General features: G+C 72.8%; 23 protein-coding genes. 17 read left to right on the plus strand and 6 right to left on the minus strand.

Going from position 1 to position 23,337, the window contains the following annotated elements; translation table 11 throughout:
* Positions 1-74: 74 nt before the first annotated feature.
* The 7 genes from ACFOX0_RS00350 (at position 75) to ACFOX0_RS00380 (ending at position 6,964) form a co-directional block, all read left to right on the plus strand.
* A complete protein-coding gene (locus tag ACFOX0_RS00350) occupies positions 75-1,031 on the plus strand; it encodes a Rossmann-like and DUF2520 domain-containing protein (protein ID WP_377541316.1) in 957 nt (318 codons plus the stop codon).
* Complete coding sequence (gene panC, locus ACFOX0_RS00355) at positions 1,028-1,894, plus strand: pantoate--beta-alanine ligase (RefSeq protein ID WP_377541317.1); 867 nt, start codon at positions 1,028-1,030, stop codon at positions 1,892-1,894. The genes ACFOX0_RS00350 and panC overlap by 4 nt, the downstream gene beginning before the upstream one ends.
* 17 nt (positions 1,895-1,911) lie before the next feature.
* On the plus strand, positions 1,912-2,343 hold the full coding sequence (gene panD, locus ACFOX0_RS00360) for an aspartate 1-decarboxylase (protein ID WP_377541318.1): 432 nt from the start codon (positions 1,912-1,914) through the stop codon (positions 2,341-2,343).
* 86 nt (positions 2,344-2,429) lie between these two features.
* Positions 2,430-3,335, plus strand: coding sequence for a septum formation family protein (locus tag ACFOX0_RS00365; protein ID WP_377541319.1), 906 nt, complete (start codon positions 2,430-2,432; stop codon positions 3,333-3,335).
* 159 nt (positions 3,336-3,494) lie between these two features.
* On the plus strand, positions 3,495-5,192 hold the full coding sequence (locus ACFOX0_RS00370) for an L-aspartate oxidase (protein WP_377541320.1): 1,698 nt from the start codon (positions 3,495-3,497) through the stop codon (positions 5,190-5,192).
* Positions 5,193-5,302: 110 nt separating this feature from the next.
* A complete protein-coding gene (gene nadC / locus ACFOX0_RS00375; protein ID WP_377541844.1) occupies positions 5,303-6,202 on the plus strand; it encodes a carboxylating nicotinate-nucleotide diphosphorylase in 900 nt (299 codons plus the stop codon).
* 3 nt (positions 6,203-6,205) lie between these two features.
* Complete coding sequence (locus ACFOX0_RS00380; protein ID WP_377541321.1) at positions 6,206-6,964, plus strand: type III pantothenate kinase; 759 nt, start codon at positions 6,206-6,208, stop codon at positions 6,962-6,964.
* Positions 6,965-7,014: 50 nt separating this feature from the next.
* On the opposite strand, the gene ACFOX0_RS00385 is transcribed toward ACFOX0_RS00380, so the two are convergent.
* Complete coding sequence (locus ACFOX0_RS00385) at positions 7,015-7,755, minus strand: class I SAM-dependent methyltransferase (protein ID WP_377541322.1); 741 nt, start codon at positions 7,753-7,755, stop codon at positions 7,015-7,017.
* A gap of 91 nt (positions 7,756-7,846) precedes the next feature.
* On the opposite strand from ACFOX0_RS00385, the gene lysS reads away from it, so the two are divergent.
* From lysS to ACFOX0_RS00410, 5 genes are all read left to right on the plus strand, one after another.
* The gene (lysS, locus tag ACFOX0_RS00390) at positions 7,847-9,355 is read left to right on the plus strand and encodes a lysine--tRNA ligase (protein ID WP_377541323.1); all 1,509 of its coding nucleotides are present in this window, start codon (positions 7,847-7,849) and stop codon (positions 9,353-9,355) included.
* Positions 9,356-9,466: 111 nt separating this feature from the next.
* On the plus strand, positions 9,467-9,817 hold the full coding sequence (locus ACFOX0_RS00395) for a histone-like nucleoid-structuring protein Lsr2 (protein WP_377541324.1): 351 nt from the start codon (positions 9,467-9,469) through the stop codon (positions 9,815-9,817).
* A 521-nt stretch (positions 9,818-10,338) separates the two neighbouring features.
* Entirely contained in the window at positions 10,339-12,864 is a 2,526-nt protein-coding gene (locus ACFOX0_RS00400; protein WP_377541845.1) for an ATP-dependent Clp protease ATP-binding subunit, read from the plus strand.
* Positions 12,865-12,977: 113 nt separating this feature from the next.
* The gene (locus tag ACFOX0_RS00405) at positions 12,978-13,157 is read left to right on the plus strand and encodes a hypothetical protein (protein WP_377541325.1); all 180 of its coding nucleotides are present in this window, start codon (positions 12,978-12,980) and stop codon (positions 13,155-13,157) included.
* Entirely contained in the window at positions 13,154-13,579 is a 426-nt protein-coding gene (locus ACFOX0_RS00410; RefSeq protein WP_377541326.1) for a PPOX class F420-dependent oxidoreductase, read from the plus strand. Before ACFOX0_RS00405 ends, ACFOX0_RS00410 begins: the two co-directional genes overlap by 4 nt.
* Before the next feature lie 22 nt (positions 13,580-13,601).
* Here ACFOX0_RS00410 and ACFOX0_RS00415 read toward each other — a convergent pair whose 3' ends face one another.
* The gene (locus ACFOX0_RS00415) at positions 13,602-14,492 is read right to left on the minus strand and encodes an A/G-specific adenine glycosylase (RefSeq protein WP_377541327.1); all 891 of its coding nucleotides are present in this window, start codon (positions 14,490-14,492) and stop codon (positions 13,602-13,604) included.
* Positions 14,493-14,635: 143 nt separating this feature from the next.
* Between ACFOX0_RS00415 and ACFOX0_RS00420 the strand changes: the two genes are divergently transcribed.
* From ACFOX0_RS00420 to ACFOX0_RS00430, 3 genes are all read left to right on the plus strand, one after another.
* On the plus strand, positions 14,636-15,148 hold the full coding sequence (locus ACFOX0_RS00420) for a glycine cleavage system protein R (protein WP_377541328.1): 513 nt from the start codon (positions 14,636-14,638) through the stop codon (positions 15,146-15,148).
* Complete coding sequence (locus tag ACFOX0_RS00425; protein ID WP_377541329.1) at positions 15,145-15,705, plus strand: peptide deformylase; 561 nt, start codon at positions 15,145-15,147, stop codon at positions 15,703-15,705. The genes ACFOX0_RS00420 and ACFOX0_RS00425 overlap by 4 nt, the downstream gene beginning before the upstream one ends.
* 94 nt (positions 15,706-15,799) lie before the next feature.
* Positions 15,800-16,564: a hypothetical protein gene (locus tag ACFOX0_RS00430; protein ID WP_377541330.1), complete on the plus strand. Its 765-nt coding sequence runs from the start codon at positions 15,800-15,802 to the stop codon at positions 16,562-16,564.
* 60 nt (positions 16,565-16,624) lie between these two features.
* Here ACFOX0_RS00430 and disA read toward each other — a convergent pair whose 3' ends face one another.
* The 4 genes from disA to ACFOX0_RS00450 form a co-directional block, all read right to left on the minus strand.
* Positions 16,625-17,809, minus strand: a complete 1,185-nt coding sequence (gene disA, locus ACFOX0_RS00435; protein ID WP_377541331.1) for a DNA integrity scanning diadenylate cyclase DisA — start codon at positions 17,807-17,809, stop codon at positions 16,625-16,627.
* A 208-nt stretch (positions 17,810-18,017) separates the two neighbouring features.
* On the minus strand, positions 18,018-19,445 hold the full coding sequence (radA, locus tag ACFOX0_RS00440; protein ID WP_377541332.1) for a DNA repair protein RadA: 1,428 nt from the start codon (positions 19,443-19,445) through the stop codon (positions 18,018-18,020).
* A gap of 100 nt (positions 19,446-19,545) precedes the next feature.
* Positions 19,546-20,280 (minus strand): hypothetical protein, encoded by a 735-nt coding sequence (locus tag ACFOX0_RS00445; RefSeq protein ID WP_377541333.1) that lies wholly within the window; start codon positions 20,278-20,280, stop codon positions 19,546-19,548.
* Positions 20,281-20,436: 156 nt separating this feature from the next.
* Positions 20,437-21,276 carry a UbiA family prenyltransferase gene (locus ACFOX0_RS00450; RefSeq protein ID WP_377541334.1) on the minus strand — a complete coding sequence of 280 codons (840 nt, stop codon included), beginning with the start codon at positions 21,274-21,276 and terminating at the stop codon, positions 20,437-20,439.
* Positions 21,277-21,321: 45 nt separating this feature from the next.
* On the opposite strand from ACFOX0_RS00450, the gene ACFOX0_RS00455 reads away from it, so the two are divergent.
* On the plus strand, positions 21,322-22,101 hold the full coding sequence (locus ACFOX0_RS00455; RefSeq protein WP_377541335.1) for a methyltransferase domain-containing protein: 780 nt from the start codon (positions 21,322-21,324) through the stop codon (positions 22,099-22,101).
* A 41-nt stretch (positions 22,102-22,142) separates the two neighbouring features.
* Positions 22,143-23,306 (plus strand): acyl-CoA dehydrogenase family protein, encoded by a 1,164-nt coding sequence (locus tag ACFOX0_RS00460; protein WP_377541336.1) that lies wholly within the window; start codon positions 22,143-22,145, stop codon positions 23,304-23,306.
* Positions 23,307-23,337 lie beyond the last annotated feature (31 nt).

Raw genomic sequence — 23,337 nt, forward strand, 5'->3', positions numbered from 1 at the left:
CTGTCCGCGCCCGCGCGGACCGGCGCATACTTGCGATCGACCGGTACCCACATGTCGAGGACTGGATCATCGCTATGAGCACACCATCGCGTGGTGCCCGTACCGCCTTCTCCGCCCGGTCCGGTGCCGGACCGCGCCGGACGGTCGGTTCGCTCACCGTCGGTGTCATCGGCGCCGGGCGGGTCGGCGCCGTGCTGGGCGCCGCCCTGGCCCGTGCCGGGCACCGGGTGGTCGCCGCCTCCGGCGTCTCCGCGGTGGCCCGCGGCCGGATCGGACGGCTGCTGCCGGGCGTCGCCAACCTTCCGGCGGACGAGGTGGCCGGGGCTGCCGACGACCTGCTGATCATCGCGGTACCGGACGACTCGCTGCCCGGCGTCGTCGCCGGGCTGGCCGCGACCGGGGCGCTCCGGCCGGGACAGGTGGTGGCGCACACCTCCGGTGCGCACGGCCTCGACGTGCTGGCCGCCGCCGCGGCGGCCGGGTGCCACCCGCTCGCCCTGCATCCGGCGATGACCTTCACCGGCACCGCCGCCGACCTGGCGAACCTGCCCGGCATCTCGTACGGGGTCACCGCGCCGGCCGAGCTGCGGGCGTTCGCCGCCCGGCTGGTCACCGACCTGGGTGGCGTTCCGGAGTGGGTCGCCGAGCCGGACCGCCCGCTCTACCACGCCGCCCTCGCGCACGGCGCCAACCACCTGGTCACCCTGGTCAACGAGGCGGCCGACCGGCTCCGGGAGGCCGGCGTGGCCGAGCCGGAGAAGGTGCTCGGGCCGCTGTTGCAGGCCGCTCTCGACAACGCCCTGCGGCTCGGCGACGCGGCCCTGACCGGGCCCGTCTCCCGGGGCGACGCCGGCACCGTCGCCCGGCACCTGGACCGGCTCGCCGCCACCGCGCCGCAGGCCGTTCCGGCCTACCGGGCGCTGGCCCGGCGGACCGCCGACCGGGCCATCGCGGCGGGCCGGCTCCGGCCGGTGGACGCCGAGTCGCTGCTGGGCGTGCTGGCCGACGCGCACCGGGAAACGGTCGGATGACCGCCGTCGTGCACACCCGCGCCGACCTGGCCGAGGCCCGGGCCGCGATGCCCGGCGCGGTCGCGGTGGTGATGACGATGGGCGCGCTGCACTCCGGGCACGAGGCCCTGTTGCGGGCCGCCCGGCAGCGGGCCGCGCACCTGGTGGTCACCATCTTCGTCAACCCGTTGCAGTTCGGCCCGAACGAGGACTTCGACCGCTACCCGCGCACCCTGGAGGCGGATCTGGAGATCTGTCGCCGGGCCGGCGCGGACCTGGTCTTCGCACCGGACCGCGACGAGATGTACCCGCGAAGCGAACCGACGGTCCGGGTGGATCCGGGCCCGCTCGGCGAGGACCTGGAGGGCGGCACCCGGCCGGGTTTCTTCCGCGGGGTGCTGACCGTGGTGCTCAAGTTGCTGAACCTGGTCCAGCCGCGGTACGCGTTCTTCGGCGAGAAGGACTACCAGCAGCTGATCATGGTCCGGCGGATGGTCCGCGACCTGGATCTGCCGGTGGAGATCGTCGGCGTGCCGACCGTGCGTGAGCCGGACGGGCTGGCGCTGTCCAGTCGCAACCGTTACCTGTCGCCGACCGAGCGGGCCGCCGCCCGGGCGCTGTCCGCCGCGTTGCGCGCGGGTGCGTCCGCCGCCGCGAGCGGGGCGGACGCGGCCGGCACGCTCGCCGCCGCGCACAAGGTGTTCGCGGACGCCGCCACTTCGCAGACCCGCCTGGACTACCTGGCGCTCACCGATCCGGATCTCGAACCGGGGCCGCAGGCCGGACCGGCCCGGCTGCTGGTGGCCGCCTGGATCGGTCGGACCCGACTGATCGACAACCTTCCCGTACATCTGGCCAAGCCGGCCCGACGCGGGCTTGTCTGACCCGGAGGACCACCCCGATGCTCCGCACCATGCTCAAGTCGAAGATTCACCGGGCCACCGTCACCCAGGCGGATCTGCACTACGTCGGCTCGGTCACCATCGACGCGGATCTGCTCGACGCCGCGGACCTGCTGCCCGGTGAGCAGGTGGCGATCGTGGACATCACCAACGGCGCCCGGCTGGAGACGTACGCGATCCCCGGTGAGCGGGGCAGCGGCGTGATCGGCATCAACGGCGCGGCGGCGCACCTGGTGCACCCGGGGGATCTGGTCATCATCATCTCGTACGCGCAGCTGGAGGACGCGGTCGCCCGGGAGTACCAGCCCCGGGTGGTCCATGTGGACGCCGACAACCGGATCATCGAGCTGGGCGCCGACCCGGCGGCGGCGGCCCCCGGCATGGTGGGCGACCCGGTACGGGGTGACCTGACGGCGGCCGGCGCGCACTGAACCGGGGCGGTTTCGCCGACCGGTCGGCTGGTCCCGCTGTCGTACCCTGAGAGGCGTCCGTACCGGCCGATCAGGGGAGGTGCGCCATGCGTCGTTGGTCGACCGTCGTGGCCGTCGCCGGTGCGGCCGTCCTGTTGCTGACCGGCTGCGGCGCACCGGCCGGGGTGGACCGGGACCTGACCGACGACTGGGCCGCGCTGACCGAACCCAAGGCGTTCACCCCACCGACGGGAGTCTGCCAGAGCGGCGAGTTCGCCGAGACCGCCTACCTGTCGGCGTTCGACCCGGTCGACTGCGCGTCGCCGCACATGACCGAGACCGTCCACGTGGGTACGTTCACCGCCGCGGCGGCCACCCGGCAGACCCCGCCCCCGCCGGGCTCCGCGGAGTACCGCACCGCCTACCGCGAGTGCGACGCCAGGGCCAGCGGGTACGTGGGCGCCGACTGGCGGTCCGGCCGGCTCTGGCTCGGCGTCGCGTTGCCGTCCACCCAGGCCTGGGCGGGCGGCTCGCGTTGGTTCCGCTGCGACCTGGTCGAACTGACCACCGTCGAGGACGAGGGCAATCCGACCACCCGCACCGGCAGCCTCCGCGGCGGCCTGAAGACCGGCTCCCCGCTCGCCCTGCGCTGCTACGCCGTCAAGCTCGACAGCAAGAAACGCATCGACAAAATGCCGGCCGCCGAGTGCACGAAGACGCACAACGGCGAGTTCACCGGGGTCTGGACGGCACCGGAGGGCAACTACCCGACCAGGGACGCCGACTGGGTCCGGTTCTACGCCGAGTGTCGCAACGTCGTGGCGAAGTACGTCAACGCCCCGGCCGACGCCAACATGCGGTTCCGGACCGGCGTGGTGGCGCTGCCCGGCACGCCGGACGACTGGAAGGCCGGGAACCGGGGCGTGCGCTGCTACCTCTGGATCAGCAACCGCAACCTGACCGCGTCGCTGAAGGGCGCCGGAGTGGCCGCGCTGCCGATCCAGTTCGAGTAGGCACCCGCAAGGCGGCCGGCTCCTGCCACCGCCCGGCTCCTCCCACCGTCTGGTCCCGGACACCGCCCGGTCCCGGACACCGGGGCAGGAAATGCGCTCTGGCCCACTCGGTTCGCCCCCGCGCGCCCGTGCGTCCCCGGGGCGCGGTTGACTGTCCCCATGCACCTGCCCACCGTTGACCTGCCGGCGCTGCCCACCCTGCTCGCCGCGCCGCCACCCGGCTGGGTGGAGACCACCGACGTCATCGTCGTCGGGTCGGGCATCGCCGGGCTCACCGCCGCGCTCAACCTGCGGCAGACCGGACTGCACGTCACCGTGGTGACCAAGGTCAACATCGACGACGGCTCGACCCGTTGGGCGCAGGGCGGCATCGCCGCCGTACTGGATCCGCTGGACACCCCGGCGGCGCACGCCTCGGACACGGAACTGGCCGGGGTGGGCCTGTGCGACCCGGCGGCGGTGCGGGTGCTGGTCGAGGAGGGGCCGACCCGGCTGCGGGAGTTGATCCGGGCCGGGGCCGAGTTCGACCGCAATCCGGACGGCTCCCTGATGCTGACCCGCGAGGGCGGGCACCGGGCCGACCGGATCGTGCACGCCGGCGGCGACGCCACCGGCGCCGAGGTGCAGCGGGCGCTGCACGCCGCGGTGTCCCGCGACCCGTGGATCCGGCTGGTCGAGCACGCCCTGGTGCTGGACCTGCTGCGCGCGCCGGCCGACGGTGACGCCCCGGGCCGGGCCTGCGGGATCACCCTGCACGTGCTCGGCGAGGGCAGCGAGGACGGGGTCGGCGCGATCCTGGGCCGCGCGGTGGTGCTGGCCACCGGCGGGATGGGGCAGATCTACGCGGCCACCACGAACCCCGCCGTCTCCACCGGGGACGGGGTGGCGCTCGCCCTGCGGGCCGGCGCGGCGGTCACCGACCTGGAGTTCGTCCAGTTCCACCCGACCGCGCTGGTGGTCGGGGCCGGCGGGGTCGGCGACCCGGCCGGCGAGGCGCGGGCCCGGCAGCCGCTGGTGTCGGAGGCGCTCCGCGGCGAGGGCGCGTACCTGGTCGACGCGGACGGCAAGCGGTTCATGGTCGGCCAGCACGAACTGGCCGAGCTGGCGCCGCGCGACGTGGTGGCCAAGGGGATCCACCGGGTGCTGCTGGCCACCGGGGCGGACCACGTCTTCCTGGACGCCCGGCACCTCGGCGGGGAGTTCCTGGCCCGCCGGTTCCCGACCATCGTGGCGTCCTGCCTGGCCGTCGGCGTGGACCCGGCCACCGACCTGATCCCGGTCGCCCCGGCCGCCCACTACGCCTCCGGCGGGGTCCGTACCGACCTGGCCGGTCGTACCTCGATCCCGGGCCTGTACGCCTGCGGCGAGGTCGCCTGCACGGGCGTGCACGGCGCGAACCGGCTGGCCAGCAACTCGCTGCTGGAGGGGCTGGTGTTCGCCCGCCGGATCGCCGAGGACATCGCCCGCGAGCTGCCGGAGCAGGCCGAACCCGCGCCGGACGGCGCGTGGCGGGGCGGCGCCGGCTGGGTGCTGGACCCGGCCGCCCGGCCGGCGTTGGCCCGGTCGATGAGCCGGGGCGCCGGGGTGCTCCGGTCCGCCGCGTCGTTGCGCGCCACCGCCGCCGAACTCGTCGGGCTCGGCGCCGGACGGGTCGCCCCGCGCACCGCGAGCTGGGAGGCGACCAACCTGCTCACCGTGGCGACGGCGCTGGTCGGCGCGGCATACGCCCGGCAGGAGACCAGGGGCTGCCACTGGCGGGAGGACTTCCCGACCGCGGTCGACGAGTGGCGCGGCCATCTCGTCGCCGCCGTCGGCGCCGACGGAGAACTGCGCCACACCTGGGAGGTAACACGGTGAACCCTGTCCAACCCGATTCGGGCGGCCCGTCGACGCCGCCTCCGCACTCCACCGGCACCGGCAGGGAAACCGGGACCGGCACCGGCACCGGCACCGGGCCGGAAGTGCCGTTGTCCCCGTCCGGCGTTGCCGCGCTCCGGGCCGTCGGGCTCGACCCGGTGATCGTCGAGAAGATCGTCCGGGAGGCGTTGGCGGAGGATCTCGGGCCGGACCGGATCGACGTCACCAGCGTCGCGACGATCCCGGCCGAGCAGACCGACACCGCCGAGCTGGTCGCCCGGGCCGACGGCGTGGTCGCCGGGCTGGCGGTGGCCGGTGCGGTCTTCGAGACGGTGGGTCGGTGGACCGCGGCCGGTCATACGGTCGAGGTCACGCCGCTGGTCGCGGACGGCGACCGGGTGGTCCGCGGTGACGCGCTGGCGAGGGTGACCGGTCCGACCCGGGTGCTGCTCACCGCCGAGCGGACCGCGCTCAACCTGCTGAGTCGGATGTCCGGGGTGGCCACCCACACCCGCGCCTGGGCCGACGCGCTGGCCGGCGGCAAGGCGACCGTGCTGGACACCCGGAAGACCACGCCGGGCCTGCGGGTCCTGGAGAAGTACGCGGTCCGGGCCGGCGGCGGCACGAACAAGCGGATGGGCCTGTTCGACGTCGCGATGATCAAGGACAACCACAAGCTGGCGGCGGGTGGCATCGCCGCCGCCTACCGGCGGGTCCGGTCCGCCTTCCCGGACGTGCCGGTGCAGGTCGAGATCACCACCCTGGCCGAGGCGGTCGAGGCCGTCGAGGCGGGCGCCGACTTCCTGCTCTGTGACAACATGACGCCGGACGCGCTGCGTGCGGTGGTGGCCGAGGTGGGCGACCGGGCCGAGCTGGAGGCGACCGGCCGGCTCACCCTGGACACCGTCGCCGGGTACGCCACGACCGGGGTCGACTATCTGTCGGTGGGGGCGCTCACCCACAGCTCGCCTATCTTGGACATCGCACTCGACCTCCGGCCCCGGGACTGACGCATGCTGCTGTGCATCGACATCGGTAACACCAACACGGTGTTGGCCACCTTCGAGGGCGACAAGCTGGTCCACTCCTGGCGGATCAAGACCGACGCCCGGTCGACCGCCGACGAACTCGGCCTCAAGTTCCGTGGTCTGTTGACCGACGACGCGGTGGAGATCACCGGCGTGGCCGCCTGCTCGACCGTGCCGGCCGCGCTGCGTTCGCTGCGGACCATGCTGGCCCGCTACTACGCCGAGACGCCGAGCGTGATCGTCGAGCCGGGGGTGAAGACGGGCGTCCAGTTGGCCATCGACAACCCCAAGGAGGTCGGCTCCGACCGGGTGGTCAACACGCTGGCCGCGTACACCCTCTACGGCGGGCCGTCGGTGGTGGTCGACTTCGGTACGACCACCAACTTCGACGTGATCAGCGGCCGGGGTGAGTTCCTCGGTGGCGCCTTCGCCCCGGGCATCGAGATCTCCTTCGACGCGCTCGCCGCCCGGGCCGCCCAGCTGCGCAAGGTCGAGCCGACCCGGCCGCGGTCGGTGATCGGCAAGAACACCGTGGAGTGTCTGCAGTCCGGCATGTACTTCGGGTTCGCCGGTCAGGTGGACCGGATCGTCGAGCGGATGGTCGAGGAGTTGGGCGGCCTGCGGGCGGTGATCGCCACCGGTGGCCTGGCTCCGTTGGTGATCGGCGAGTGCCGGACGATCACCCACCACGAGCCGATGATCACGTTGATCGGGCTGCGGATGGTCTACGAGCGCAACATCTGACCCCGGACGCGCCGGGCCCGTACCGCCGCCGGGGTCGGCCGCCGCGGGACTCAGCGTCGCCGGGCCCGGAAGACGAACGTCCGGTACGGCAGCTCGACGGTCTGCCGTCCGGTCAGATCGGGATGGCCGGCGAACAATTCCCACAGCTCCCGGTCGACCCGGTCCCGTTGCCGTCGCTCGGCGGTCAGGTAGTACGACCGGGTGTGGACCAGTTCGATCACCTGCTCCGGGGCCAGGGCGGTGCGGTGGCCGAACTCGCCCAGCTCGATCGCGTCGAAGGCCGGGCCGAAGTCGGTGAGCTTCCCGACCAGGGTGTCCGCGCTGTCGCCCAGGTGGGCGATCCGACCCAGCTCGACCACCCAGTCGACGCGGTCGTCCCGCATGTTCCAGATCGGAGCGAAGGTCCCCGCCGGGCGCAGCACCCGGGCCACCTCGGCGTGCGCCCGCTCCTTGTCGAACCAGTGGTACGCCTGCCCGACCAGTACCGCGTCCGCGTCGCCGTCCGGCAGCGGTATCGACTCGGCACTGCCGGCCAGGGCGGTGCTGCCCGGGGTGCCGGCGGCCAACTGTGCCCGCATGCCCGGATCCGGCTCCACCGGCACGACGTGGTGTCCCTGGGCGAGGATTTCCCGGGAGAGGATGCCGGTGCCCGCGCCGAGGTCCACCACCCGGGCGGCGGGCCGGGTGAGGTCCAGCGCCCAGCGCACCGCCTCCCGCGGATAGCGCGGGCGGAACCGGTCGTAGGCGGCGGCGGCGGACCCGAAGGACAGGGCGGGAGTGGGTTCGGTCATGGCGGGCAGGTTATCGGCTAACGGTCGACTGGGCGCTTGAGTACGCTCGTGGCCTGACCCCGCCCGATATCTCCTTCTGAGGAAGCGTGCCGTGACCGAGCAGAACGCCGTACCAGCCGACCCCGCTGACGATCTTCCGGAGCAGATGCGGGTCCGCCGGGAGAAGCGGGACCGGATGCTCGCGGAGGGAATCGAGCCGTACCCGGTGGGCTACCCGCGTACCGCCACGCTGGCCGAGATCCGGACCCGGTACGCCGATTTGCCCACGGACACCGCGACCGGGGACGTCGAGGCGGTGACGGGACGGGTGATCTTCCTCCGGAACACCGGCAAGCTCTGCTTCGCCACCCTGCGGGACGGTGACGGCACCGAGTTGCAGGCGATGCTCTCCCTGGACAAGGTCGGCCGGGAGCGGCTCGACGAGTGGAAGCGGCAGATCGACCTGGGCGACCATGTCGGAGTGACCGGCGAGGTGATCACGAGCCGCCGGGGCGAGCTGTCGGTGCTGGCGAATTCCTGGACGCTGACCGCCAAGGCGTTGCGGCCGCTCCCGGTGGCGCACAAGCCGCTCAGCGAGGAGGCCCGGGTCCGCCAGCGGTACGTCGACCTGATCGTCCGGCCGCTGGCCCGGCAGACGGTACGCGACCGGGCGACGGTGGTGCGCAGTCTGCGGGATTCGCTGCACGCGCGGAGTTTCCTCGAAGTCGAAACGCCGATGTTGCAGTTGCTGCACGGCGGCGCCGCGGCCCGCCCATTCGTGACGCACAGCAATGCGCTGGACACCGATCTGTATCTGCGAATCGCGCCCGAGCTTTATCTCAAGCGGGCCGTCGTGGGCGGGATCGACCGGGTCTTCGAGATCAACCGTAACTTCCGCAATGAGGGTGTCGACTCGTCGCACTCGCCGGAGTTCGCCATGCTGGAGACGTACGAGGCGTACGGCGACTACGACACGATGGCCGCGCTGACCCGGGAGTTGGTGCAGAACGCGGCCGAGGCGGTCAGCGGCTCGCACGTGGTGACGCACGCCGACGGCACCGAGTTCGACCTGGGTGGCGAGTGGAGTTCGGTGACGCTCTTCGGCTCCCTTTCCGAGGCCCTCGGTGACGAGGTCACCGTGCGGACCGATCGGGCCCGGCTGGTGCAGTACGCCGAGAAGGTGGGCCTGTCGGTCGACCCGAAGTGGGGGCCGGGCAAGCTCGCCGAGGAACTCTTCGAGGAACTCGTCGTGCCGGGCCTGCAACAGCCGACCTTCGTCCGGGACTACCCCGAGGAGACCAGCCCGCTTACCCGGGCGCACCGCTCCGAGCCGGGGCTGGCCGAGAAATGGGACCTGTACGTCCGCGGATTCGAACTGGGAACGGCCTACTCGGAGTTGGTCGATCCGGTGGTGCAGCGGGACCGGTTGCTGGCCCAGGCCCGGTTGGCGGCCCGGGGGGACGACGAGGCCATGCTCCTGGACGAGGACTTCCTGCGCGCCATGGAGTACGGAATGCCCCCGGCCGGCGGCATGGGAATGGGAATCGACCGGCTGCTGATGGCGCTGACCGGGCTCGGAATTCGGGAAACGATCCTCTTCCCGTTGGTGCGCGCGGAGTAGTCGTCCGGCTCTTGCTGAGTTAGTTTCCGGGTCCTATTGACGCCGGAAGCATCGTGCGGGCTATTGTTCTCTTGTTTAACGGGAGCAGCCCGCTGGAAAGGACTATGGCACGTGGCCAAGCAGATCATTCACAAGCTGGTCGATGACCTGGACGGCGGCGACGCCGACGAGACGGTCAAGTTCGCGCTCGACGGCGTTCAGTACGAGATCGACCTCTCGAAGAAGAACGCCAGCAAATTGCGTGACCTTTTCGCGCCGTACGTGGCGGCCGGATCCAAGGTGGGTCGCGGCGGTGTGGTCGTCGGCGGTCGCGCGGCCCGGGGCCGGGGCGGGGCCACGGCCGACCGGGAACAGAACAAGGCGATCCGTGCCTGGGCCAAGAAGGAAGGTCGGGACATCTCGGATCGTGGACGCATCCCGCAGGAGATCGTCGACGAATACCACGCCAAGGCCGGCCGCTGATCGACGACGAACCCCGACCGGCGGTGGCGCCGGGTCGGTGAGCGATGCTCGCCGGCCCGGCGCTGCGTCGTTTGCGGGGTCGGAAGTGACCTCTCGTCCGATTTACGGTTGATTGTCGCCTCCGGGCGCCGGTGGCCGGGCTGCCCGACCGGCGGATCCGGCCGGCGAAAGTTCGTCGATCCGGGAACTGACCAGGTGCTTTCCGCGTTGTCCACACCAGTGGACGAAGTTGTCCACAGCCTGTGGACGCGCCCGGGTGTGTCGGTGGACGACCGCTCGCGGCCGGTACGGGATTTCGCTTTGCGCGTACACCCGGGGTCGGGAACACCGGCTGAGCGCGTGAGGTTGGGATAAAGGGTGCGAAGCCGACGTGGTCCCGCAACACAGGACCTCAGGTGAGTCGGCCCGCGGCGATAGAGTAAGAGAGCCGGACGTCCGGCTTGGACGTCCAGGCACCGGCCCCGCCAAGATGCTTGGACCATCAAGATCGAGTGCGCACGGCACGTGAGGAGCACGAGGGCATGTTCGAGCGGTTCACCGACCGAGCGCGACGGGTTGTCGTCCTGGCCCAGGAAGAGGCCCGGATGCTCAACCACAACTACATCGGTACGGAGCACATCCTGCTCGGCCTCATCCACGAGGGTGAGGGCGTGGCGGCCAAGGCCCTGGAGAGCCTCGGTATCTCCCTGGAGGGCGTCCGCCAGCAGGTGGAGGAGATCATCGGCCAGGGCCAGCAGGCGCCGAGCGGGCACATCCCGTTCACGCCGCGGGCCAAGAAGGTGCTGGAGCTGTCGCTGCGCGAGGCGCTGCAGCTCGGCCACAACTACATCGGTACGGAGCACATCCTGCTCGGGCTGATCCGCGAGGGTGAGGGCGTCGCCGCCCAGGTGCTGGTCAAGCTCGGCGCCGACCTGAACCGGGTCCGCCAGCAGGTGATCCAGCTCCTCTCCGGCTACCAGGGCAAGGAGCCGGCCGCCGCCGGTGCCGCCCCGGGCGAGGCCGCGCCGTCGACCAGCCTGGTGCTGGACCAGTTCGGTCGCAACCTCACCCAGGCCGCCCGCGAGGGCAAGCTCGACCCGGTCATCGGGCGGGAGAAGGAGATCGAGCGGGTGATGCAGGTGCTCTCCCGCCGTACCAAGAACAACCCGGTCCTGATCGGCGAGCCCGGCGTCGGCAAGACCGCCGTGGTGGAGGGCCTCTCCCAGAAGATCATCAAGGGCGAGGTTCCGGAGACGCTCAAGGACAAGCAGCTCTACACCCTCGACCTGGGCGCCCTGGTGGCCGGTTCGCGCTACCGCGGTGACTTCGAGGAGCGCCTCAAGAAGGTGCTGAAGGAGATCCGCACCCGGGGCGACATCATCCTGTTCATCGACGAGATCCACACCCTGGTGGGTGCGGGTGCGGCCGAGGGCGCGATCGACGCGGCGAGCATCCTCAAGCCGATGCTGGCCCGCGGCGAGCTGCAGACCATCGGTGCCACCACCCTCGACGAGTACCGCAAGCACCTGGAGAAGGACGCCGCCCTCGAGCGACGTTTCCAGCCGATCCAGGTGGGCGAGCCGTCGCTGGCGCACACCATCGAGATCCTCAAGGGCCTGCGCGACCGCTACGAGGCGCACCACCGGGTGAGCATCACCGACGGTGCCCTGGTGGCCGCCGCCACCCTGGCCGACCGCTACATCTCCGACCGGTTCCTGCCGGACAAGGCGATCGACCTGATCGACGAGGCCGGTGCCCGGATGCGGATCCGCCGGATGACCGCGCCGCCAGACCTGCGCGACTTCGACGAGCGGATCGCCCAGGTCCGCCGGGACAAGGAGTCCGCGATCGACGCGCAGGACTTCGAGCGGGCCGCCCAGCTGCGGGACAAGGAGAAGCAGCTGCTGGGTCAGAAGGCGCAGCGGGAGAAGGAGTGGAAGGCCGGCGACCTGGACGTCGTGTCCGAGGTCGACGACGAGCAGATCGCCGAGGTGCTGGCGAACTGGACCGGCATCCCGGTCTACAAGCTGACCGAGGAGGAGACCTCCCGGCTGCTGCGGATGGAGGACGAGCTGCACAAGCGGGTCGTCGGCCAGTCGGACGCGGTCAAGGCGGTGTCCAAGGCGATCCGGCGTACCCGGGCCGGTCTGAAGGACCCGAAGCGGCCCTCCGGCTCGTTCATCTTCGCCGGCCCGTCGGGTGTCGGTAAGACCGAGCTGTCCAAGGCGCTGGCCGAGTTCCTGTTCGGCTCCGAGGACGCGCTGATCCAGCTGGACATGTCCGAGTTCCACGACCGCTACACGGTGTCCCGGCTCGTCGGTGCGCCCCCCGGCTACGTCGGTTACGACGAGGGTGGCCAGCTGACCGAGAAGGTCCGCCGGCGGCCGTTCTCGGTGGTGCTGTTCGACGAGATCGAGAAGGCCCACCCGGACGTGTTCAACACGCTGCTGCAGATCCTCGAGGACGGGCGGCTCACCGACGGTCAGGGTCGGATCGTGGACTTCAAGAACACGGTCATCATCCTGACCACCAACCTGGGCACCCGGGACGTGGCCAAGGCGGTCTCGCTGGGCTTCCAGGCGTCGGAGGACATCGAGTCCAACTACGAGCGGATGAAGCAGAAGGTCAACGACGAGCTGAAGCAGCACTTCCGCCCGGAGTTCCTCAACCGGATCGACGACACCATCGTGTTCCACCAGCTCAACCAGGGCGAGATCCTGTCGATCGTGGACATCATGATCCAGCGGATCGAGACCCAGCTGCGGAACAAGGACATGGGTCTGGAGCTGACCGACAACGCCAAGAAGTATCTGGCGAAGAAGGGCTTCGACCCGGTGCTGGGCGCCCGGCCGCTGCGTCGGACCATCCAGCGGGACATCGAGGACAACCTGTCCGAGCGGATCCTGTTCAACGAGCTGACCTCGGGTCAGATCGTGGTGGTGGACTGCGAGGGCGACCCGGAGAACATCGACAAGTCCAAGCTGGTCTTCCGTGGCGCGGACAAGCCCGTCGAGGTCCCCGACGCGGTACCCGCCGACCTGGGCGGCGCCGCCGCCGCGGGGGAGTGACCTGACCCGCTGAACCCGGCTCCGGCCGGCAATTGAAGATCACGACCAACGGCTCCGGCCGGCGACCACCGCCGACCGGAGCCGTCGGCGTTTCCGCCCGGACGATGAAACAGGTGGTGACCACGTTGAAGATGATGCCGGTGGCCGAAGCGGTCAGTCTCCCGCTGCGTCGGTGCCGGGAAGGCGACGGACGCCGGCTGCCCACCGGGCCGATGAACGAGTCGGCGAAGGCCATGCTCGACGAGTCGGCCCGGCTGACCGCGGCGCTCACGACGATCCGGACCCGGTCGTGACGGCGGCGTTGTGGACGTTGATCGGCCGTACCGGCCGCGGCGTGCTGGTGACCCTCAAGCGGGACGGCCGGCCACAGCTGTCCAACGTGGATTATCTCGCCGATCCGGTGGACCGGTCGATCCGGATCTCCACCACCGACGGCCGGGCGAAGGTGCGCAACCTCCGGCGCGATCCCCGCGCCAGCTTCTACGTCACCAACCCGGACGGATCCGCGTACGCCGTCGCGGAAGGCGAGGTCCGGATGTCGGCGCCGGCGGCCGAGCGGGACGACGCCACCGTCGAGGAGCTTGTCGAGGTCTACCGCGGTGTCCAGGGCGAGCACCCGGACTGGGACGACTACCGGCGCGCGATGGTCGCCGACCGGCGCCTGGTGGTACGCCTGCGCGTCGACCGGCTGTACGGCTGGTCGCCGGGGCGGTGACCGGAACGCGGTTGGCGGCGGCTCAGATCAGGCGGCGGTCGCCGGCCAACGTGTACGCGTCCGCACCGGCCCGTTCCACCAGCCCGTCCTGGACCAGACCGGCCAGGGCCCGGGCCCGTTGCACGTCGTCGGTCCAGACCAGATCCAGCCGCTCGCCGGGCACCGGACCGACCGTTTCCCGGAGCACCGCGAGCAGCAGGCCCCGGACCTGCCGGTCGGTGCCGGCGTACTGCTGGGGTCGGCGGGTCGGGCCCGGAGCGGCCGGCCGCCCGGCCGCCCGCCAGGCGCAGACCTCGGCGAGTGGGCACTCGCCGCAGCGGGGTCCCCGGGCCGTGCACACCAGCGCGCCGAGTTCCATGAAGGCGGCGCTGGCCCGGGCCGCGCGGGCCGGCTCGACGGGTAGGAGTTCCTCGGTGGCGACCAGATCGGCGGGTCGGGTCGCCGGGCCGGCGTCGGGGAGCCCGGTCACCGCCCGGGCCACCAGGCGCCGGACGTTGGTGTCCACCACCGGATGCCGTTGCCCGTACGCGAAGGCGGCCACCGCCCGGGCGGTGTAGCTGCCCACGCCGGGCAGGGCGAGCAGCGCGTCCAGATCGGTCGGCACCACGCCGTCGTGCCGTTGCGTCAGGGCGACCGCGCACTCGCGCAGCCGCAGCGCCCGCCGAGGGTAGCCGAGCCGACCCCACATCCGGATCGCCTCGGCCGGTGTGTCGGCGGCCAACGCGGCCGGCACCGGCCAGCGCGCCAACCACGCCCGCCAGGCCGGCAGGACGCGTACCACCGGCGTCTGCTGCAACATGATCTCGCTGACCAGGATCGCCCAGGCGCCGACGTCCGGCTCCCGCCAGGGCAGGTCACGAGCGTTCTGGTCGTACCACCGGGTGGCCATCTCGGCGAACTGGGTCTCGGACATCGCGCCGTCGATCCTGCCATGCCCGGGCTCCCACCCGGCGTGCGGCCGGCCGGGACGACGGTCGGCGACCACGACGTCCCGCACCGTGGGCCGGACCGCCGGTCCGACGCCCGCGCCGGGCGGGCATCGGGCACACTGCCCTGATGAGCGAGCTTGCGATCACCGTGATCGGACACGACCGGCCCGGCATCGTGGCCGACGTAGCCGAGGCGCTCGCCCGGCTCGGAGCCAACCTCACCGATTCGACGATGACCCGGCTGCGCGGGCACTTCGCGATGACGCTGATCTGCACCGGCCCGACCGCCGCCGAGGTCGAGGCCGCGCTGGCGCCGCTGCACGCCGACGACCGGCTGCTGGCCACCGTACGGACGGTCGGCGCCGACGTCGAGGCGAGCCGGTCCGGCGAGGCGTATGTGCTGGCGGTGCACGGCGCCGACCGGCTCGGCATCGTCGCCGCGGTGACCCGGGTGGTCGCCGAAGCCGGCGGCAACGTCACCGACCTGACCACGCGGCTGGTCGGTCCGCTCTACGTGGTGATCGCGGAACTCGATCTGTCGCCCGGAACGGCGGCGGAACTGACACCCCGGTTGGCCGAGGTCGGTGCCGGCCTCGACGTGGAGATCACGCTCCGGCCGGCCGAGTCGGACCTGCTGTGACCGCCGGGTCGACGGGGCTCGGCGACTGGACCCCGGCCGTGCTCGGTCCGCCCGGCCGGGTCCGGCCGGTGGTCGCCGCACCCCACTCGGTGTTGAGTCGGGCCGGCACGGAGGTCGACCCGCTCGCCGACGAGGTGGTACGCCTCGCCGCGGACCTGATCGCCACCATGCGGGTCTCCCCGGGCTGTGTCGGCCTGGCCGCGCCGCAGGTCGGCGTGGGCGCCCAACTCTTCGCGGTCGACGTGACCGGCCACCCCAAGTCGGTCACCGTGCACGGCGAGTTCGTGCTCTGTAACGCCCGGGTCGTCGAGGCGACCCGGTGGCGGCCCGGGCGGGAGGGTTGCATGTCGGTCCCGGACCTGACCGGCGACGTGAAGCGGGCCAGCCGGCTGGTGGTCGAGGGCGTCCTGCCCGGCACCGACAAGCCGGTCCGGTTGGTCACCGACGGTTTCGAGGCGCGGGCCCTGCAGCACGAGATTGACCATTGCGCCGGTCTGCTGTTCCTGGACCGGGTGGCCGGCGCGCACGCCATCTACCAGCGCAAGGTCTATCTGTGACGCCGATCCGAGCGGTACGCCCCGACAGGCGGATGCCGGACTCTCGGCGCGTCGTGACGATCAACTTCCGCGGCCCCGCTACGGTATGCGCATCATGCGTCTGACGGTTGGCCCCCTCCCCTCCGCCGTTTACTGGCGGCGGCGCGCTGTCGTGCTCGGCGCCGGGCTGCTCTTCCTCATCGTGTTGCTCTACTCGTGCGGCGGACCGGGTGACTCCGGCGACAAGCCGAAGGGCGCCGGCGGGTCACCGACGCCGACCGTCGGGTCGACGAAGGCCGGGCCGACACCCGACCCGGGCGGCACGACGTCGCCCGGAGCCGGTGAAGCCTCGCCCGGTGCCGGTTCCAGCCCCGGCGGGGACCAGTCGGGCGATTCGGCCCAGGGCGGTCCGCAGCAGGTCGGCCCGCCGCAGGGCGGCGGGGTCGTCGACGTGCCGAACGTCCCGCCACCCGCGCCCGGCTCGTGCACCGACAGTGAGATGTCGCTGATCGTGTCGGCCACCCCGAGCGCCGTCCAGCGCGGCGAGGATGTGCCCGTCAAGCTGGGCATCAAGATCAAAAATATTTCGAACCGGACCTGCAGCCGCGACGTCGGGCCGGACCTGCAGGAGCTGTTCATCAAGATCGGGGCGCAGCGGGTCTGGTCCTCGGACACCTGCGGCACCGGGAGGGGCTCCGACGTCCGCTCGTTCCCGCCGGGTCAGGAGAACGAGTACGGCCTCGACTGGAACGGCCGGGAGAGCAGCAGGTGCGGTGGCGGGGTGGCGGCTGGTGACCGCGCCGGCGCTGGCCAGTACCAGGTCTTCGCCCGCCTCGGCACCAAACTCAGCGCTCCGGTGAAGCTCACCATCTCCGACTGACGGCCCGCCGGCGCCCACGGCCGGACCTCCCACGGCCCGCCCGGCCCGGAGAGTCAGCGGTCAGACGTACCGCTCCAGGATGGACGCCTCGGCCAGCCGGGACAGCCCTTCCCGGACCCCGCGGGCCCGTGCGTCGCCCACGCCGTCGACCGCCTGCAGATCCTCCACGGTCGCGCCGAGTAGCCGCTGGAGGCTGCCGAAGTGCCCGACGAGCCGGTCCACCACGAGGGCCGGCAGCCGGGGCACCTTGGCGAGCAGCCGGAAACCGCGCGGGCTGACCGCGGCGTCGAGCGCGTCCGACGCGCCGGGGTAGCCGATCCCCTTGGCCACGGCGACCAGGTCGATCAGCTCGGTGGCGGTGAGCAGGTCGAGCTCGACCAGCGCCTCGTCGAGGGTCCGAGCCTTCCGGCCGACCGGCAGGTAGTCGCGGATCACCAGGGTCCGGTCGGCGTCGACCCCGGCCATCAGCTCGTCGAGCTGCAGGGCCAGCAGTCGACCGTCGGTGCCGAGTTCGACCACGTAGCCGGCGATCTCGTCGGCGATCCGCCGAACCATCTCCAGTCGCTGCACCACCGCGACCGCGTCCCGTACGGTGACGAGGTCCTCGATCTCCAGGGCGGAGAGGGTGCCGGAGACCTCGTCCAGCCGCAGCTTGTAGCGCTCCAGGGTGGCCAGGGCCTGGTTGGCGCGGGACAGGATGGCCGCCGAGTCGTCCAGCACGTGCCGCTGGCCGTTGACGTAGAGGCTGATGATCCGCATCGACTGGCTCACCGAGATCACCGGGTAGCCGGTCTGCCGGGCGACCCGTTCGGCCGTCCGGTGCCGGGTGCCGGACTCCTCGGTCGGGATCGACGGGTCGGGCATCAGGTGCACGGCGGCCCGGACGATCCGGGTGCCGTCGCTGGACAGCACGACGGCGCCGTCCATCTTGCACAACTCGCGTACCCGGGTGGCGGAGAACTCGACGTCCAGTGGGAAGCCGCCGGTGCACAACGTCTCCACGACCTTGTCGTAGCCGAGCACGATGAGCGCCCCGGTACGGCCGCGCAGAATCCGTTCCAGGCCGTCCCGCAGGGCGGTGCCGGGGGCCATCAGCGCCAGGTTGGCGCGCAACGGGTCGCCGGTGCTGCTGGGCCCGGTCATCGGTAGGCCGGCGCTGACGGTGCGCGGCGGGGAGGCCGGGGCGCCGGCGCGAACCTGTGGGATCGCGCCGGTGATTCTGTTCGCATCGCGGTCGATCGGCACCAGGACAGTCTACGGACTGTCATGCGGTGGGTGCTGTTGTGGTTACTGTGATGTGCCACCGCGCCTACTCCTTGCGGGCTCTGATCGGCGCAACTTCCGCCCCAACGGCCGGAAGTCGGGCCTGCCGGGCGGATGGCCGGTCTTGTCTGGCTTAGGTTATCCACCCGATCTTCGGCGAGGTATCCCTCGACGGTACGTCGTCCGGTCGTCACTCCACCGACAGACTCGCGGCCAGCCGGAGCGCGGAACGGAGGTCGGTGACCTCGGTCACCTGCATCCCGGCCGGGGTGATGCCGCTCGTCTCGGGGCCGCAGCCCTGCGGGACGAGCGCGTGCCGGAAGCCCAGCCGGGCGGCCTCCGCGAGCCGGCGCGGTACGGCGCCGACCCGGCGCACCTCGCCGGTCAGGCCGACCTCGCCGATGGCGACCAGGTGCGGGGCGATGGCGAGGTTCAGTCCCCCGGAGGCGACCGCGAGGGCGACCGCCAGGTCGGCGGCCGGCTCGACCACCCGGATCCCGCCGACGGTGGCGGCGAAGACCTCCCGATCGTGCAGGGTCAACCGGTCGGTGCGGCGCTGCAGCACGGCCAGCACCATGGCCAGCCGGGCGCCGTCGAGGCCGGAGACGGTGCGCCGCGGTGAGCCCGCCACGGTGGCGCCGATCAGCGCCTGAACCTCGGTGACCAGGGCCCGCCGCCCCTCCATGGACACCGTCACGCAGGTGCCGGGCACCGGTTCGGAATACCGGGTCAGGAACAGTCCGGAGGGGTCGGCCAGGCTGCTGATGCCGCCCTCGTGCATCTCGAAGCAGCCGACCTCGTCGGCCGCGCCGTAGCGGTTCTTGACCCCCCGCACCATCCGCAGCGACGAGTGCTTGTCGCCCTCGAAGTGCAGCACCACGTCCACCAGGTGTTCGAGCACCCGTGGACCGGCCACCTGGCCGTCCTTGGTGACGTGTCCGACCAGCACGGTGGCGATGCCGCGCTCCTTGGCGACCGCGACCAGGGCGGCGGTCACCGCCCGGATCTGGGTCACGCCGCCGGCCACGCCCTCGGTGCCGGGTGCGGAGATGGTCTGCACCGAGTCGAGCACCAGCAGGCCCGGCTGCACCGCGTCCAGGTGTCCCAGGACGGCCGCGAGGTCGCTCTCCGCGGCCAGGTAGAGCCGCTCGTGCAGGGCGCCGAGCCGCTCGGCGCGCAGCCGCACCTGACTGACCGATTCCTCGCCGCTGACCACCAGCGACGGGCTGCCCACACCGGCGGCCCACTGCTGGGCGACGTCCAGCAGCAGGGTCGACTTGCCGACCCCCGGCTCGCCGGCCAACAGCACCACGGCGCCCGGGACCAGCCCGCCGCCGAGCACCCGGTCCAGCTCGGCGACCCCGGTGGGCCGGGCCTTGGCCGGGGCGGCGCTGATGGTGGCGATGGGCCGGGCCGGCTCGACCGGGGCGCGGGAGGTCACCACCCGCCCCGCCACCGTCGGTCCGGTCACGGTGGACTCGACGACCGCGCCCCACTCACCGCACTCGGGGCACCGGCCGACCCACTTCGGTGGCTGGTGGCCGCAGGCGTCGCACTCGTAGGCCGGTCGGGGTTCGCGGGTCGCGGCGCGGGACCGGGTGGTCGTTCGGGAGGTCACCTGCGGAACGCTATCCGACCGGTACGACGGAACGGGCCGGGCGGGGAAAGCTCCCCGCCCGGCCCGACGGCTCGGTGTCGGCCCGGCCGACCGTGTCCGGTCAGCCCTCGTGGCCCTCGGACACCACCGGGGACGACGTCGGTGCCGGGGTCAGCGGCACGGCGACCGGCGCGTTCACCGTGAGTTGCTGGCCGCCGAAGTCGAAGGTCAACTCCACCGCCTGGCCCACGGCGACGGCGTCGGTCAGACCGACGAGCTGCAGGAAGCGGCCGCCGTCGGGGTTGAGGATGAGGTAGCCCTGGGCGGGGATCTGCAGGCTCGCCGGCGCGCCGGCCGGGGCCTCGGCGGTCGCCGACGGGCTGGCCGAGCCGCCGGCGGACGGGTTCGCCGAGCCACCGGCGGACGGGTTCGCCGAGCCACCGGCGGACGGGATGGCCGACCCGCTCGGCGTGGCGCCGGCGGACGCGCTCGCCCCGGCGGACGCGCTCGCGCTCGCGCCGCCCGACGGGGCCGCGCCACCGGAGAGCACCACCGAGCGGGCGCCGGCCACGGTGACCTTCACCGTCACCGGGCTGTGCGAGTCGTTGTAGATGCCGACCTCGACCGGCGCGTTGCCGCCGGCCGGGTAGCCCTTCTCGCCGGGGTAGGCGAGCAGCAGATTACGGATCTTGTAGTTGCCGTCCGTCGTCTGGGCGTTGGCGCCCGGAACGGTCGGCGCCATTTCGGCGGTATGGGCGATCTGACCCGCGCCGCACCCGGACAGCAGCAGCGTCGCCGCGGTCGCGGCCGCACCGGCCAGCGCGGCCCGCCGGGGTCCCCTGATCGAGCGCGTCACGTCGGTCCTCCTCGTTACGATCCCGCCCGGCTGTCAGCCGGGGCGTGGTGGCCATACCCGCGCAGACCGGGCTCCAGGGTAGTGGGACGTGATCGTCGTTCACACGCCGACCCGGCAACCCGGTCGCGGTGCCGGTGTTTCCCCGCTTCGCGCAGGTCACACCACTCGGCCGCTGGCCACCAGGAGTGCGACGTCGATCACCGCCACCAGCATCACCGCGCGGAACGCCGCCACCGGTCGGGCCGCCCGCCCGCCGGTCGACCGGGCCGCCCGCCAGCCCACCGGCAGCACCACCGCGGCGGCCACGACCGCCGCCAACCCGGCCCAGGAGGGCGGCCCGGGCGGTCCAACGACCAGCACCACGGTCGCCGCGAGCAGCAGCACGCCGGCCGCCGTCCGGGACCGGCCGGCGCCCAACCGGTGCGGCAGGCCGCGTACCCCGGTCCGCCGGTCGTCGTCCAGGTCGGGCAGCACGTTGGCGAAGTGCGCGCCGGCGCCGAGCAGGCCGCCGGCCAGTGGCAGCCAGGCGGGCGGCGTGGGCACGCCGGGCAGGGCGAGCACCACGAAGGCGGGCAACGTGGCGAACGATACCGCGTACGGCAGCACCGAGACCGGGGTCGACTTCAACGGCCAGTCGTACGCCAGGGCGGACAGCAGCGCGACGGTGGCGGCCAACGCGGCGACCGGGTTCAGGGTGAGCGCCGGCAGTGGTGTCACGGCGGCGGCGATCACCCCGGCGAGCCCGACCGTCCGCCGGCCGACCGCCCCGGTGACCAGCGGCTTGTCCGTCCGACCGACGGCCGTGTCCCGGTCGGCGTCGAGCCGGTCGTTGACCCAGCCGATGGCCAGCTGACTGGCCAGCACGGTGGCGGCGACCGCCAGGATCCCGCCCGGCCGGTGGCCGACCCCCCAGGCGAGCAGGGCGGCGACGGTGGTCACCGCCGCCGCCGGCTCCGGATGACTGGCCCGGACCAGCCCTAACACCATTCGCGGCATAAGGGAAGTCTGGCCGTTACCCGCCGGTCGTGCCACGCTCGATCCATGCGGGCGGCGGACACGACCACGGATGGTGACCCGACCGCGTCCGCCCGCCGACCCCGCAACGACCCCGGTCAGTACGACGACCTGGCCGACGAGTGGTGGCGGCCGGACGGCGCGTTCGCGATGCTGCACTGGCTGGCCGCGGCCCGGGCCGCGCTGGTGCCGCCGGCGTCCCGACCGGACGCGCTGCTGGTCGACATCGGGTGCGGCGCCGGGTTGCTGGCCCCGCACGTCGTCGACAAGGGCTACCGGCACGTCGGGGTGGACCTGGTCGGCTCCGCGCTGCGGCAGGCGGCCGGGCACGGCGTCGTACCGGTGAACGGTGACGCCACGGCGGTGCCGTTGGCGACCGGCTGCGCCGACGTGGTCGCGGTCGGCGAACTGCTCGAACACGTGCCCGACTGGCCGGCCGCGGTGGCGCAGGCCTGCCGGGTGCTGCGGCCCGGCGGAACCCTCGTGCTGGACACGCTGAACGACACCGCGCTGAGTCGGCTGCTCGCCGTCGCGGTGGCCGAACGACTGCCCGGGGTGCCACGCGGCATCCACGACCCGGGCCTGTTCGTCGACGCCCGCGCCCTGGTCGCCGAGTGCGCCCGGTACGGGGTGCGGCTGCGCGTCCGGGGTGTCCGGCCGGAACTGCCCGGCACGCTGCGCTGGCTGGCCCGGCGCGCGGTGCCCGGCCGGCGCGGGCGTCCGACGCCCGCCGGTCGTGCGCCGCGGATCGTGCCGACCTTCTCGTCCGCCGTGCTCTACCAGGGCCGGGGGATGAAGGACGGGTAGTCCGGCCGACCGGGGCCGGTCCGAGGGAAAGGGGGGACACGATGGTCGACGCAGTGGACGCCGCACGCCGGTTGGCACCGCGGTTGGCGGCTCGGGCCGCCGGGCACGACCGGGACGGCACCTTCCCGGAGCAGGACTTCACCGACCTGCGGGAGGCCGGCCTGTTCGGCCTGATGGTCCCGCCCGAGTTGGGTGGCGCGGGCGCCGACTTCGCCCGGTACGCCGCCGTCGCCACCGAGTTGGCCCGCGGCAACGGCGCCACCGCCCTGGTGTTCAACATGCACGCCTCGGTGACCGGGGCGCTGACCGCGGTCACCGAGGAACTGGCCGAGGCGCTGGGTGTCCCGGCGGAGGCGCTCGCGGCCCGGGACCGGGCGCTGGCCGACGCCGCCGCCGGCTCCTGGTACGGCGTGGCGATGAGCGAGCGCGGCGCCGGTGCCCGCCTCTCCCGGTTGTCCACCGTCTACGAGCCGGTGGACGGCGGTTACCACCTCAAGGGGGTCAAGACCTTCTGCTCCGGGGCTGGGCACGCGGACGCGTACCTGGTGGCCGCGCGCAGCGTCGCCGACCGGTCGGTGGTGTCGCAGTTCCTGGTGCCGGCCGGCGCCGGACTGCACGTCGAGCGGACCTGGGACGCGCTGGGCATGCGGGCGACCGCCTCGCACGACCTGCATCTGGACGTGACCGTGCCGGCCGACCGGCTGCTCGGTGGGGTCGAGGGCCTGGCGCTGGTGGTGGCCCAGTTGATGCCGCACTGGCTGGTGGCCAGCTACGCGGCGGTCTACGTCGGGGTGGCCCGGGCGGCCGTCGACGCCGCCGTCGAGCACCTGAACGACCGCGGCCTCGCCGGGCTGCCGGCCGTACGGGCCCGGATCGGTCGGGCCGACGCGGCGGTGTCGGCCGCCGCGCTGGTCGTCGCCGAGGCGGCCCGCCGGGTGGACGAGGCGCCCGGCGACGCCGAGACCAACCGGTGGGTGTGGCGGGCGAAGCTGCTGGCCGGGACCACCGCCGCCGAGGTGGCGGCGTCCATGTTGGAGGCGGCCGGCACGTCCGCCACCCGACGGGGCCATCCGCTGGAGCGGTTGTACCGCGACGCGCGCTGCGGCTCGCTGCACCCCGCCACCTCCGACGTCTGCGCCGACTGGCTGGGCATCGCCGCACTGGGCGGCGATCCGGACCGGGACGGAACCACCCCCCGATGGTGACCGGACGATTCGCCGGGAGTGACGAATCAGC

Origin of the sequence: Micromonospora zhanjiangensis (assembly GCF_042650605.1) — a bacterium.
Lineage (GTDB): Bacteria > Actinomycetota > Actinomycetes > Mycobacteriales > Micromonosporaceae > Micromonospora_J > Micromonospora_J zhanjiangensis.